This window comes from Paracoccus actinidiae (genome assembly GCF_030863885.1).
Classification (GTDB): Bacteria; Pseudomonadota; Alphaproteobacteria; order Rhodobacterales; family Rhodobacteraceae; genus Paracoccus; species Paracoccus everestensis.
The window spans coordinates 789,300-802,359 of record NZ_CP132956.1 but is presented as its reverse complement, the minus strand read 5'-3'; the positions used below and the strand labels follow the sequence as shown (position 1 = coordinate 802,359).

At 60.5% G+C, this 13,060-nt stretch carries 11 protein-coding genes and 1 pseudogene; 4 read left to right on the top strand and 8 right to left on the bottom strand.

What is annotated here, in order from left to right; translation table 11 throughout:
• Positions 1–2: 2 nt before the first annotated feature.
• From Q5701_RS04025 to Q5701_RS04015, 3 genes and pseudogenes are all read right to left on the bottom strand, one after another.
• The gene (locus tag Q5701_RS04025) at positions 3–1,037 is read right to left on the bottom strand and encodes a rod shape-determining protein (protein ID WP_234854048.1); all 1,035 of its coding nucleotides are present in this window, start codon (positions 1,035–1,037) and stop codon (positions 3–5) included.
• A gap of 323 nt (positions 1,038–1,360) precedes the next feature.
• Positions 1,361–2,560, bottom strand: a complete 1,200-nt coding sequence (locus tag Q5701_RS04020; RefSeq protein WP_306753881.1) for an IS701 family transposase — start codon at positions 2,558–2,560, stop codon at positions 1,361–1,363.
• Positions 2,561–2,998: 438 nt separating this feature from the next.
• Positions 2,999–3,610, bottom strand: a pseudogene (locus tag Q5701_RS04015) (transposase family protein); the annotation flags it as partial.
• Positions 3,611–3,870: 260 nt separating this feature from the next.
• Here Q5701_RS04015 and Q5701_RS04010 point away from each other — a divergent pair.
• From Q5701_RS04010 to Q5701_RS03995, 4 genes are all read left to right on the top strand, one after another.
• Positions 3,871–5,097, top strand: a complete 1,227-nt coding sequence (locus tag Q5701_RS04010) for an IS110 family RNA-guided transposase (RefSeq protein WP_306753880.1) — start codon at positions 3,871–3,873, stop codon at positions 5,095–5,097.
• 246 nt (positions 5,098–5,343) lie between these two features.
• Positions 5,344–6,684, top strand: coding sequence for a calcium-binding protein (locus Q5701_RS04005; RefSeq protein ID WP_306753878.1), 1,341 nt, complete (start codon positions 5,344–5,346; stop codon positions 6,682–6,684).
• 267 nt (positions 6,685–6,951) lie between these two features.
• Positions 6,952–7,494, top strand: a complete 543-nt coding sequence (locus Q5701_RS04000; protein ID WP_306753877.1) for a GNAT family N-acetyltransferase — start codon at positions 6,952–6,954, stop codon at positions 7,492–7,494.
• A 151-nt stretch (positions 7,495–7,645) separates the two neighbouring features.
• Positions 7,646–8,017, top strand: coding sequence for a sigma-70 family RNA polymerase sigma factor family protein (locus Q5701_RS03995; protein ID WP_306753876.1), 372 nt, complete (start codon positions 7,646–7,648; stop codon positions 8,015–8,017).
• 265 nt (positions 8,018–8,282) lie between these two features.
• Here Q5701_RS03995 and Q5701_RS03990 read toward each other — a convergent pair whose 3' ends face one another.
• The 5 genes from Q5701_RS03990 to Q5701_RS03970 form a co-directional block, all read right to left on the bottom strand.
• Complete coding sequence (locus tag Q5701_RS03990; RefSeq protein WP_306753875.1) at positions 8,283–9,038, bottom strand: YoaK family protein; 756 nt, start codon at positions 9,036–9,038, stop codon at positions 8,283–8,285.
• 173 nt (positions 9,039–9,211) lie between these two features.
• Positions 9,212–9,562, bottom strand: a complete 351-nt coding sequence (locus tag Q5701_RS03985) for a hypothetical protein (RefSeq protein ID WP_306753874.1) — start codon at positions 9,560–9,562, stop codon at positions 9,212–9,214.
• Positions 9,563–9,609: 47 nt separating this feature from the next.
• A complete protein-coding gene (locus tag Q5701_RS03980) occupies positions 9,610–10,605 on the bottom strand; it encodes an SGNH/GDSL hydrolase family protein (RefSeq protein ID WP_306753873.1) in 996 nt (331 codons plus the stop codon).
• 345 nt (positions 10,606–10,950) lie between these two features.
• Positions 10,951–11,199 (bottom strand): hypothetical protein, encoded by a 249-nt coding sequence (locus Q5701_RS03975; RefSeq protein WP_306753871.1) that lies wholly within the window; start codon positions 11,197–11,199, stop codon positions 10,951–10,953.
• Between the two features lie 1,276 nt (positions 11,200–12,475).
• Positions 12,476–13,006: a hypothetical protein gene (locus tag Q5701_RS03970; RefSeq protein ID WP_306753869.1), complete on the bottom strand. Its 531-nt coding sequence runs from the start codon at positions 13,004–13,006 to the stop codon at positions 12,476–12,478.
• Positions 13,007–13,060 lie beyond the last annotated feature (54 nt).

The following is a 13,060-nucleotide window of genomic DNA, read 5'->3' as shown; positions in this document are numbered from 1 at the left end:
GCTCAGCTGTCGTAGTCGATGACGTGGCGCAGCTGCTTTTCGTATTCAAGCGCCTTGCCGGTGCCAAGCGCCACGCAGTTCATCGGCTGGTCGGCCAGGGTGATCGACAGGCCGGTCTGCTCGCGCAGCGCCAGATCCAGATCGCCCAGCATCGCCCCGCCGCCGGTCAGGATCACGCCGCGGTCCACGATGTCGGCGGCAAGGTCCGGGGGTGTCGCTTCCAGGGCGACCATCACGGCCTCGCAGATGGCTTGCATGGGTTCGGCTAGGGCCTCGGCGACCATGGCCTGGCTGATCTCGATTTCCTTGGGAATGCCGTTCAGCAGGTCGCGGCCGCGCACCATGATGGTGGCGCCGCGCCCGTCGTCGGGCATCCGCGCCGTGCCAATGCTGGTCTTGACGCGCTCGGCCGTGGATTCGCCGATCAGCATATTCTGGTTGCGGCGCAGGTAATTGATGATCGCCTCGTCCATGCGATCCCCGCCGATGCGGACGGACCGGGCATAAACCACATCGCCCAGCGACAGGACCGCCACCTCGGTCGTGCCGCCGCCGATATCGACGACCATGGACCCGGTGGGTTCGGTGATGGGCATCCCCGCGCCAATGGCGGCGGCGATGGGTTCGGCAATCAATCCCGCGCGACGCGCGCCTGCCGACAGGACCGACTGGCGGATGGCGCGCTTTTCAACGGGGGTCGCGCCGTGGGGAACGCAGACGATGACCTTGGGCTTGGAAAAGGAGGTGCGCTTGAACACCTTCTTGATGAAATGCTTGATCATCTGCTCGGCGCTGTCGAAGTCGGCGATGACGCCTTCGCGCATGGGCCGGATCGCCTCGATGGAACCGGGCGTGCGGCCCAGCATCAGTTTCGCATCCTCGCCCACCGCCAGGACCTGCCGCTTGCCGTCCTTGACGTGATAGGCCACGACCGAGGGCTCGTTCAGGATGATGCCTTTGCCCTTGACATAGATCAGCGTGTTCGCCGTCCCCAGGTCGATTGCGATGTCGGTCGAAAACAACCCGCCGAATGCCATGCCCGTATCCTTTCGCGCCGGTTTCACCGGCTGTCCCCATTCTTGTCCGCATCAAGCGCAGCCACTGCGCGGAATCGCTGTCGCGGCGGTGCTCCCATATAGAAGCCTCGGTTGCAGCGCGAAAGCCCTCTTCCCGCAATGGGGGGAACTGGCACGCATTCCGGCTTAGCATTACAGTTGCACCTTTCGTCGAAGGTGGGCCTGCCTTGCCGCGGCTTGATGGGCCCTTCGCCACATCGACCATGCGATGATATGAGCCGGTTCGATCTGACGTTGGGCCAAGCGATTGGCGATGCGTCGGATCTCCTGGATTGACCAGCTGATCAGCCTGGGTTTGCTGGCATCCTGCGCATGGTTTTTTTGGGCGGTTCGGCATTGGCGTGATGGCGAATGGTCGCCATCATGGCAAAGGCCAGCATGACCAACGACACATGGCGGTGCCACCCGTGCCAGGAGCGGGTCTCGTTGTGATCGAGGCCGAGTTCGTTCTTTGCGGTCTCGAAGCTGTCCTCGATTGCCCATCGATGTCCTTCGACGCGCACCAGTGTATCCATGCCCGTGCCCTGCGGACACCAGGTGGTGAAGAACGTCAACTCGCCATCAGAGATATTGCGGCGGATCAGCAGGCCTCGGGTCCAGACCCCGCGGAAATCGGCATTGAAGTCGCCAGCATCAAGATCGGCCAGATCAAGGTAGGCCCAGTCGTGGAGGCGCTCGCCCTTTGTGCCCGAGCCTGCCGAAAGGCGCTGCCAAGCCTTTGGAGGCAAGTCTTCCGCGATGTCCCTTGCCGTTCCGCGGACCGCGTGGGGTTTGCCCCAGGACGTGAAGGAATGACTGGCGCTCACGCCCAGCACATAGCCCTTGCCGGCACGGCGCAGCGCCATTTCGATGTCACCGACGCCATAAACAGTGTCGGCAGCCACCCAGGAGAAGGGGACATCAGCCAACAGCACACGCTCGATCATGGCGCGGGCAAGAGCAGGTTTTGTGGCGAATTGCACAGCCTCGGGGACATGGGCTCTGGTTCGCCGCTCCAGATCATCAGTCCAGGCTTTTGGCAGATAAAGCGCCCGATCGATAAAGGCATGTCCATGGCGCGAAACATAGCTGGCGAAAACACCGATCTGGCAATTGGTGATCTTGCCTGCGGATCCGGTGTATTGGCGCGCTACTCCACAGGACGCGTGGCCCTGCTTCAGAAAGCCGGTTTCATCGATCACCAGCACCGCCTCGGGATCAGAAAGGGTGTCCAAGGTGTAGTCCCGAACAATATCGCGCAGGGCATCGGCATCCCAAGGGGCGCGTCCCAGAATGGCCTGCTGCCGCCAAGGACCCGGATCTCCAGCCGCCTCCGCTCGCATCCAGCCCGTCTTGCGCCGTTCCTCGCCCAACAAACCGTCGAGAAACCGTTCGGCCGATGCCGCAACCCGTGCCTGCGTGAACAGCGGGCGCATGCGAGCCTTCGCAGCACGAAGCGACGAGGCCCAAAGCTCCAGTGTCTCCTCGACCGACAAGCCCGCCATCCACAAGCCTCCATCAATCATGAGAGCGCATGGATTCAGACAGAAGAGGAGAATGCAACTGTAATGCTAGGAAATTGGTCCATGAAAAAGGCGGCTGCAGCACCGCAAGAGGGGCAATCACGGTGCTTGCTCTGGGCGTCGCCGCTCGCTCAAGCCGATCAGGCTTCCCATCAGGTTGAGCTGGCCTTGCTGGAAGGCGCGGGTCATGCCCCGCAGGTAGCCTCCTGTTGCAACCAAGTTGAAATGTCCTTGGCTGCGCAAAGCAGAAATGTCTCACCGAGGGTGGCCAAGCATGGCCGGGCAGGGCGGAGACATCCGCCATCGCAGCCGTGACCGGCCATGCGTTCAGAGCCGCAGCTTTCGACGTTCCTTTGGCGAGTAGAAGGCGCGCACGCCTTCCTTTTCGAAAGATACCACCGTCAATGGGCCGATGAAGCGTCATTCCGTGGGTGGAGCGGCACGCGCCTTTGCCGCGCGGTCGGCCAGCGAGTTCCAGCCGTTGTTGCGCCGTCCCGTGGGCGTGTAGCGGGTCCGCTGCTTGCCAACCCGGTGCACCTTCGGCGGAGCCTTGTCCTGCTCGGCCTTGATGTATTCTAGAACCGCGCTCAGATGCTTGTTCTCGGTAATGGCGGCATGGGTCACCCGCTGATCCTTGTCAAAGACGGAGTAGGGCAGCGAAACACCCTTCCAGCGGAACTCCAGCCGGCCGTCCGCGAACTCATAGCTGTCCACGTATTTGCCCGGCAGATCGCGGGTGATCTCGTTTGGGGCCAGGATGATCCGCAGCCGGTCGTAGGAAAAGGCCAGCTGGTTGCTGACATAGCGTTCGTCGCGATAGCAGAGGATGTCGCGCAGCTGATCCGGTTCGACATTCAGTGGCCGATGCAGGTTGTCCGCACGGCGTGGCACCTTGGCAAACTGCGCGTTGTGGCGTGCCATGAAGCCCGGAAGAAAGGCATTGGCAGTCTCCATGTCGGAGATGCCGGCCAGCCGCAGTTCCTTGACCAGACGGTCCTGCAGGGTGCGGTTGGCGCGCTCGACGCGGCCCTTATCCGGCATGATGAGAGCGGCGCTTCGAGGCCCTGCCGATTCTTCACGATTGGCGTTATGGTGAGACCATCCGGGTTCTGGGGCGCGGGGAGCACGTGAGTGCGGACAGACCGATCAACACGCATGGGCCGCGAGCCCGAGCCTTTAAGTGGTCGCCCCTGCGGCTTGCCCGGATGCGCTGCGAGCGCGGATCTGTAGGTGCCGCGTGCCCGCCGCTCCCGTGAATGAAGACTCATTCGTTCCAAAAACGGGAGGAAAGCATGAGAATCATCGGCTTGGACATTCACCGGGTCTTTGCGGAGGCGGTGGCGCTTGAAGGTGCGGAATTCACGCGTCTTGGGCGGATCGGGATGACGCGCGAGCACTTGGCCGCTTTCGCTGCGACACTGAAGAAAACAGATCACGTGATTGTCGAGGCGACAGGGAACGCCACGGCGCTCGTGGAAATCCTGACGCCATATGTCGCACGTGTGGCGGTCGCCAATCCGCTGCCAGTATACCTGATCGCCAAAGCGAAGACCAAGACTGACAAGATTGATGCCCGCGTGTTGGCACAGCTCTACGCCGCAGGCTTCCTGCCGGAGGTATGGGTGCCGGACGAGGCCACACTGGCGCGACGGCGCCAGGTCACACGCCGGAGCCAGCTCGTCAAACAGCGGGTCCGCCTGAAAGGGATCGTGCAATCCATCCTGCACGCCCATCTCGTCCCGCGCTGCCCCCATGTGGATCTTTTTGGCATCAAGGGTCGAGCCTGGCTCAAGGCGCAGTATCTGCCTGAAGACGAACGCGAGGCAATTGCGCGCCACATCGACGAGTATGACCGCTTGACCGAGGCTCAGAAAGGCGTCGAGAAGGACATCGCCCGCGCCGCTTTGGACGATAAGGACGTCAAGCGGATCATGACTGCGCCCGGCATCGACATGGTTGTGGCAATCGGCGTGATGGCGGCCATCGGCCGGATCGAACGTTTTGACAACCCCGACAAGCTGGTCGCCTACTTCGGATTGAACCCAAGCGTCCGCCAATCCGGCGAAGGGCCGGCGTATCATGGCCGGATCACCAAGCGTGGGCCATCGGGCGCCCGTCACCTCCTGGTCGAAGCAGCGTGGCAAGCCATTCGCGTCCCGGGTCCCTTGCGGGCTTTCTACGACCGTATCCGCGCACGCCGCGGCACCCACATTGCGGTTGTGGCAGTGGCTCGGAAATTGACCGTTCTGATTTGGCACATGCTGACAAAAGGCGAAGACTACACCTGGGCGCGGCCGGCGCTGATGACTCGAAAGATGCGGTCATTGGAACTGGCGGCCGGTCTTCCCGCGCGGCGTGGCCAACGCGGGGCCACCTATGCGTACAACCTCCCGGAACGCCGACAAGCCGATCGGGCCGTTGCGGATCAGGCCGAGTGTGACTATCGGCACCTGACCCAAGGGTGGCGAAAGCGAGGGCCGGATCGCGGTGCAGGCGCCACAAACGAGGAACGTCAATGATCTGGCCACGCGCCGGGGTTTGAACCTCACACCCCGTCCTTTGCCCCGTGGTCGCCTGCAGTGCAGAAGATAGCACGTACACACAGAAAGGGTCTATTCAATCTCATCCGTCAATCTCATCCGTTGCTTGCGAGGAGTTGGCACAGAGGATCTCGATGTTCAGTTCCGCCAGAGCGCGGCCGAACTGCGTCATGGCATGGTGACCATGCCTTTGACTCCGACAGCAGTGGCCCGGACTCGCTTACCGTGGATACCGATGCCTTTCTGGTCGCGGCGGGTGGCTTTCGCGCCAGCGGCGCGCATCTTGCCAACACCGGCGCCTGGACCGTCAGAGTCAACGGCTCCGTCGTTTCCTCCTACGACGCTGGTCTGACCCTCGATACCGGCAACACTGGGGCCTCGATGATCACCGTGGGCGCGGAAGGAAGCGTCCGGGGCGGCGACTTTGGTATGTTGGTTGGCAGCTCTGCCATCATTCAAAACGCTGGTACGATCTCGGGAAGCACCTTTGCCGGCATCTACCTGGTCGGAACCGGCGCACACACCATCACCAATACCTGGATCCTCGAGGGCGCCTATGGGATCCTTGATCAGGGCGGCCCCAACAACGACACTGTGACGAACTCCGGCACAATCATGGGGTCCGTCGCCCTTGGTGACGGCCACGACACCTTCACCAACGTCCGCACTGTGGGTGGCCTCACGACAAGCGGCATTGTCCATGGCACCATCGACCTCGGCGACGGTAACGACAAGCTTACGGGCGGCGCAAGCGCCGAGACGGTCCAGGACAACGACGGCTCCGACACTGTGGTGCTCGGTGACGGCGACGATACCTGGATCGGCGTCGGGGCCACCACCGGCCCCGGTGGTGGCGACGGGCTCGACGTTATCAACGGCGGGACGGGCCTCGACACCTACGACGCCACCGGGTCCACGGCAGGCATCGAGATCAACCTCGACGGCGTCGCCCACGACCTTGCGCCCTTCGCACCAGGCGCCTTTCGCGTCGCGGCCCGTACCGTGGACGGCGACTATGTCGCCGGGGCGGGCGCCGACACCGTCATCAGCATCGAGAACGTCAAGGGCGGCTCAGGCGCCGACATCGTCTACGGCTCGACCGCCGGCAACGTCATCGAAGGCAACGGGGGCTCGGATTTCCTGTTCGGCTATGGCGGCAACGACAGACTTAACGGAGGCGCCTCCTCCGATAACCTGGTGGGCGGCACCGGGCGCGACGTCCTAGTTGGCGGTGCGCAGGCCGACTTCTTCCACTTCACAACCAGCACCGACAGCGGCACCACCGCCGACGCGCGTGACCTCGTCACCGACTTCGAAGACGGCTGGGATGCGATCGCGCTCGACCGCATCGACGCCAAGGTGGGCATCGCCGCCAACGACGCCTTTACCTTCATCGGCACCGATGTGGCTTTCCGTGGTCAGGCTGGGGAGCTGAGAGCCGTCCACACCTCCACCGGCCTGCGGGTGCAGGGCGACGTGAACGGTGATGGCAGGGCTGACTTCGCCATCGACATTGCGGATGCCTCCTACGCTATCACCCTCACCGGAGCTGACTTCAGCCTCTAGGACTTCGATCATTGCACCGCGCGAGTGGGTTTGGTGCCGTGGGTCAAGCTCAAGGCCGTTTCGTCTGGCAAACGTGAGAATCGCTTCATAGGTCTTTTGCTGCAATCCTCATGTTTGTGGCCGTCTGCTTTACCGGAGACTTGCTGCAGCTGCGCTGGCTGTCCCTCCCTGGCGGCGCTGCCTGACTCATTCCGGGTGACGTGACGAACCTCCCGCGGCCACAAGCAGACCCTTTCGCACAGCTTCAGACTCCTAGCGGGAGACGCCATGCCCATTGACATCAACCTCATGCCCCTGACGCGGACCCTGGCGCTGCGAGCCGGTCAAGACCTTGGCAACGCGGGGCCGATCCTGCCTGACAACAAGGTGGCCGTGGTGGTTCGCGACATCGCTCGCGCGCAACTTGCGTTATACGACCGCACCGGGGCGTCAGAGCCTTGGATCGGCTATCTCGGAATCAAGGCAGACGACGGGGAGGTTGTCGGCTGCTGCAGCTTCGTCGGCCCCCCTCGCATGGGTTTCGCTGAGATCGCCTATTTCACCTTCCCTCATGCCGAGGGGCGGGGCATTGCAAGATCGATGGCAGCAGGGCTCATCTCCATTGCCCAGTCACATGCTCCTTTCCCGAAGATCTTCGCGCATACGCTTCCCGAGCGTAACGCATCACGTCCGTGCTCATCCACCTTGGCTTCCGGCAGGTCGGGGACACAATCGACGAAGAGGCTGGTCAGGTCTGGCGGTGGGAGCGGGTGCCATAGCAGTCGAGGCAAGAACGGCCATGTGGAGCCCCTTGGACCAAGGGCCGAATAGACACGGAAACTCTACGAAGCCCGCCTGGCCAAGGAACTGCGGGACAAGGAAGTGCTGGAAGCGCGCTCGCCGTCCAAGCTGCCAGATGCCATCGGGGCCGAACCATAATACCCGTTAGGGGCGTGTTCATGTCGACCGTCCCCGTTACACGGTGCCGCGTGAAACCGGCGAGCAGTTGACCCAGGCTTTCTTCGAGGCCTGCAAGACCGGGAATGGCACTGCTCTTTCGAACATACTGGCAGAAGGTGCAACGCTGCACTCCGACGGCGGGGGCAAAGTCTACAACGTGCTGAATGTCATACAAGGGTCCGACAAGCTGATGCGGATGTTCGAGAGTCTGTCGCGCAAAAGGGGAGATGAGATGGAGTATCTTCACTTCACCATGATCGACGGCCTACCGGGGTTCATCTGGCGTATCGGCGGCGAACTCCAAACGACTGCGCTCGACGTGGAAGCCGAGCAGATCATCAACATCTACATGACCCGGAATCCCAAAAAGCTGACTAGGATCAGATTAAACTAGCAACGGCAGTTCAAGCCTACAGAACTGCCGCTGGCGACGCCCTGACGTATACTTGGAAAGCGCATAGACTGTCCTCTGGACGATCCCTTTCGGACGCTGCCGGAAAGGATCCGAAGGGGTGATCCGCAGACCTGGGGTACGTGTGGCTATACGGGACGTTCCGGTCATTCGCCGCGCTGCATTGACGCGCTTGGATCTCGCCGATTGCAGTTGATGAGGACTGGCAGCAGACAGGAGCAGCGCCTCGTGGCAGATGGTCGTGCAGTTACCGCTGCTGATACAGAGGTGGCCTGGTGAGGAGCAAAGGCAAGGACAGGGCAAGCAGTAGGGCGGCGAGAGGAAGGGCAAAGCAGAAACCCAAAAGGAGATAGCCTGTGGCGCCCACCACCCCTCCGAGGACATAGGCCCCGACCAGGGACAACAGAATGCGCAGTTTCCCTCGGTCGGCTTTCACCCTGCTCTCTGGCCGGAGCAGGCCATAGACGGCGCGCCCGCTTTCGATTCCGATATCCGTGATCATCCCGGTTGCATGGGTGGTACGTATCCTGGCACCCGATATCTTGGTGATCGTGGCATTCTGCATTCCCATGATGCAGCAGAGCCAGGCCAAGGCAAAAATCCGACCTGCTTCATTGGTGAACACCCCGCCGAAGGCGAAGCATGCTAGACATGTCCCCTCTACCGCCAGCGGAAGTGCAAAATGCTTTCCGTTCCTTTGGTGCCTTGCCCAGTTGACCAGGAAGGCGCTGACGGCAGCACCCGACATGAAGGAGACGATTGCAAGGAGTGCCGTCACCAGGACCAGGAAGTTGCCGACTACCAGATTATCGGCGACTTGGGACAGATAACCCGTCATGTGCGAAGTATACTGCGCGAGCGCGAAGAAGCCCCCTGCATTGGAAGCCCCTGCAACGACCGCAAGAAACAGCGCAAGCAGGTGGTCGCTTCCTTGCGATCTTCGGGGGCCGACCAGCACCCTCGCCAAGACGAGTGGTCTGGAAATACGGCTCATGCGCGTCATTGGTAATGCCTTGCCAGAAGCAGCCACAGATGGCGTTGACCTCAGCCGCAGACATTGTCGAGGTGCTCCCGCCGCGGCAAGTACAAACGCTTCAACGAAGACATGACAGCCCAATCAGGGGGTCTAAAGGTAAAGAATTTACGAACATATAGTTTTACTCGATAATATATTTACTAATTTTTTCCTTTAAAAAAAGGATTTAAGGTATATAGCGCATTAACATTAACATTTATTTTGTACCGGCGTGTGCCGTCTGATCTTAAAAACAGATTGGCAAAGATCGCAGGGGAAAGAACCGGCAGGACAGCGAGGAGGGGACCACGATGACTGAAGCGATTGAAAAGCATCCAATTCCGGCGGGCTTTGAAAAGGCCCATGTAGGGCCAGCCGATTACGCCCGCCTTTATGCCGAATCGGTCAGCGATCCCGAATCGTTCTGGCGCCGCGAGGGACGGCAGGCTCAAGGAATACAGAGGCATCGCCATGCGCTGCTGCAAGACTGATGAAAGTTTCAGCGCCTTCATTGCTCTCGCCGCAACCGTCATTCGGCTCCGGTGAACGTCAACACACCCTAGACAGCCCTCTCTATCAGTGCACAAACATACGCATCGGCGCGCTCCAAGCTGTCAGACTGACCACGCCAGTCGAAGGTGTTCTGTACTATAGGCGCGTCGTCAGGAGCATCCCCGGAAATCGCAAGCGTATTTTGGACTTGGGCAATCTCATTGGCCGCCTGCCAATGAACAAGATGCTTCAAGAGTAGCATACGGGCGTTTCCGCCTGTTGGTCGTTGCAACGAATATGTTCCAACATGAAGACCGTCGGCTTCGATCCTCACCGCTCCCGCATCCATTGCCGCGATAACATAGGAAGCAAGCAACTTCCCACTAGCGTTTACCCGGAGAGGGCAGGACGACGTAAAAACTGTGGCCCGGAACACGCTATTTGAGAAATCTCTGCCCTCTCCCTCTGGGGTGCAAAGCGCAAGTTCAAGGTCTTGAAGGGGCCGAAGAGCAGATGGCACAACAGCGGCTTCTATTCCGGCAAGAACGAGGCCAGCTAGATACTTTGGAAATGGCGTCTCGCACGAGTAATGCATATTTCCGTCAAAGTAGGTTACCACCTCCACGCCATGCTGCGCGGCCAAATCTTGCACCGGCTGAAACGCATCAATGATGGGCAGCCCATGAGCCTCTAAACGCTGCTCCAACGCCTGCCGGTATCTGTTTCGCTTCCCGGAGACCTGCTCCGCTCTGGTCCACAGCAGCAGCGGCAGCACACGAATAGCTTTGCGCCGGGCGATCTCCATGAACCAGTCCAGGTGATACAGCAAACTCTCCAAGGACTGACCAGACCTGAAATGGTTAGACTCGTTCAGCGCATACTCCCAGACGACAGTCGACCCATCAGGAACCTCCTCTCGCAGCAGGCGAAAAATACCCATAAGTGAGGTCGCGGCGCCGACCGACATGTTCGAGATGGCGCCCAACGCGGCTTCATTGACATGAGCCGTCCAACCCTTGTTCATCAGGCTGTTGGAGCCGCCGATTATGAATACGTCTGTCACTTTTCCCTCCGCTGTTGGCCTTGTTTGCGCGGAGGAGGAAATTCACGTCAAGGTGACCGGGGCTGCGGCGACGTTTGTTGCTAATTTTCACCGCCTATCGCAGCACTTTAGTAACAGCGGCATTGGTACGAATGCGGACAGGGCTTGGAGCTAGCCAAGGGTTGCAAAAGTTCCACTGCCTTGATCACCTTGCGCCGCATTGCAGTTGCCGTGACCTCTGTCCGACGTCCCTCCCTCGTTGCCACCAGATCACCACCAGCGCGCCCCAGGGTGCTGCGATTTCCGCGATTGTCGAAGGGCAGGTGCCGTAGAGACGAAGAAAAGCAGGCAGAAGGTCAGACAGGATCAATCCACAGACCAGAGGTGGGGTTTCCTCGTTGTTGGAGCGCACCGCTTGTGGGTTGCCGGGCGGGTCATCTCCAGGCGCATGCCTTCCAACTCAGTGATCTGGCGTTCGATCCGCCAGAGCGTGTCTGCCTTCTCTTCGTCCGAAAGGTTCATCCGGCCGATGTTCGCGCGGCACAGCATCAGTGTTGTTCCGGCTGCCGACAGATTGGCCCGAAGGACCTCAAATGTCGTTATGCGATGGGTCATGATCCTCTCCTCTTTGTTCGTCATGCTACTGCGGCGAGGTTAAGGGGAGGCTAACGATAGCCCACATGCGCAGCAAAAAGCCCCGCCGAAGCGGGGCACTACTCTCTACCACAGCCCCATCGTCGTGGGTGGGGCAAGCGGGAGCGTTAACCATTCTGTTGAACAGTTCCAGTTGAGAAAAGTTAAACCTCCGGCGTATCGTGGCGCCGGAGGTCTTTCTGGGTTGAAGTGCTTACGCAGCCTCAACCGCAGATAGGCCTTGGTTAGACGTTCTGTAAATAACGATCCGTGCCGGCAGCGACGTTGCTTTCTGGTGAGGGTAAATCTGCCACACAGATAGGCGGCAAATGCGGCCGAGTCGCGACTGGGGGGATCAGCGCAGATGGATTGGCGCAGCCCCGCCAACTGGAAACACGCGACTACGGGGCCGGATGTGGGGAGTACACAGCGCGACGAGGACATGCTGTCCGTAAGTCTGTCCAGCGCATGAAAAGGCCCCGCCGGTGAGGGCGGGCGTGAGTCCAACAGGGAGTGCGGGTCAACACGCGTTAGACCGCATTGTTCCTAGCAGGCATGAAAAGCCCTGCACGGGCGGAGCGGTCATCCCCTCAGCCTTGCCACGGCCTCGCGAACAACCTCCGCCACAGCCGGATGTGCCCGGGCGGCGGCTTTCTCGTATTCCCAGATGGTATCGGCCAACCCCTCTCCGTCCACATGTATGCAAAGAGGAAACTCGATTAACGTGTTCAGCAGCGCGTCTCGGAGGGCATCAACCTCCCCCGCGTGCGGCGCTGATGCCTCTTCGGGTTCGCTGCCTCCCTCATCCGTCACAGGTACACCTTGGCCCTTTCCGGCACTGTTTGCTGCGGCTGATGCAGCTGTCCCCGCAAGCCTGACCCTTGCTGCACACCTTGCAGCAAGCGGCGTCCAGCAGCACCGCCTCTAGTCGAAAGTCTGCCAAGTTCAAAAGCCGCTGTCGTGCTGTGGCGATGTCTTCTGCTGTGAGGGCACCAACCGCGAGGGCTGGTTCGCCTGCTGCGGTCGGTTCACCGTCGGCAAATGCTGGAAGGCAAAAGCAAATGAAAATCGCTGCAAGGAATTGACGCATAACCAAACCGGACTCGGAGAATACAATTTCATTCCTAAATGGGCAGGCAATGATTCGCCTATAATTACTTGCGGCTTAGGGCGCTTAAGGAACAGGAGCCCTGACTTTCTGGAAAGGTCTGGCCGACCGGGTTGATGCTGCTGCGCCCCTCTTTGGGGCATCAAAAAATCAGCACGCGCGTGCTGCCATAACCGCGGGCCCAGGCCCCGATGTTGCAAGCACGAGGGGCGGTTCGTTAGGAAAGGATCTGATGTCGAACCACTTGAAGCAGGTGCCGTCTTGGTTGCGGCGATCGCCTGACGATATCGGGAAGCTGTTAGACGCCTGGCGGATCAACCCAGCGCGGAAGGAGCGAAGGTCCAGCAGCCACCACAGGTCAAAGCCTGTCTCGGCAGCGTTGGCGTGGCCGTAGAACAGCCAGTCCCCTTCTCCGTTCACGATCTTGGCTACTTCGGTCTGGTTGCCGGAAGGGAGGCGCGAACGGATTGTGAAATCGTAGGGGTATCGGCCGGCGTAGCCATGGCGCCGAACGCGGGCAGCAATCCGCACGTCCCTGCCATCAAGCATCAGCAGATCGGTGACTTGGCGCATGTCCAGATGATCGGGCGCGATCTGCAATAGATGGACACCCACGATCCTGCGGATTTCCGGGATGAAGCGGTCGGACCAGCTTCTATTCGTGACGTATGATCCGTCCATGTTGCTACGCTGCTTGGGTCAAATGAAAACGCCCGACCAAAGCCGGGCGCGGGT

Coding starts and splice junctions, on each gene's coding strand:
- Q5701_RS04025 (WP_234854048.1), bottom strand. CDS start 1,037: ATGGCATTCGGCGGGTTGTTTTCGACCGACATCGCAATCGACCTGGGG.
- Q5701_RS04020 (WP_306753881.1), bottom strand. CDS start 2,560: ATGGCGGGCTTGTCGGTCGAGGAGACACTGGAGCTTTGGGCCTCGTCG.
- Q5701_RS04010 (WP_306753880.1), top strand. CDS start 3,871: ATGAGAATCATCGGCTTGGACATTCACCGGGTCTTTGCGGAGGCGGTG.
- Q5701_RS04000 (WP_306753877.1), top strand. CDS start 6,952: ATGCCCATTGACATCAACCTCATGCCCCTGACGCGGACCCTGGCGCTG.
- Q5701_RS03990 (WP_306753875.1), bottom strand. CDS start 9,038: ATGACGCGCATGAGCCGTATTTCCAGACCACTCGTCTTGGCGAGGGTG.
- Q5701_RS03985 (WP_306753874.1), bottom strand. CDS start 9,562: ATGAAGGCGCTGAAACTTTCATCAGTCTTGCAGCAGCGCATGGCGATG.
- Q5701_RS03975 (WP_306753871.1), bottom strand. CDS start 11,199: ATGACCCATCGCATAACGACATTTGAGGTCCTTCGGGCCAATCTGTCG.
- Q5701_RS03970 (WP_306753869.1), bottom strand. CDS start 13,006: ATGGACGGATCATACGTCACGAATAGAAGCTGGTCCGACCGCTTCATC.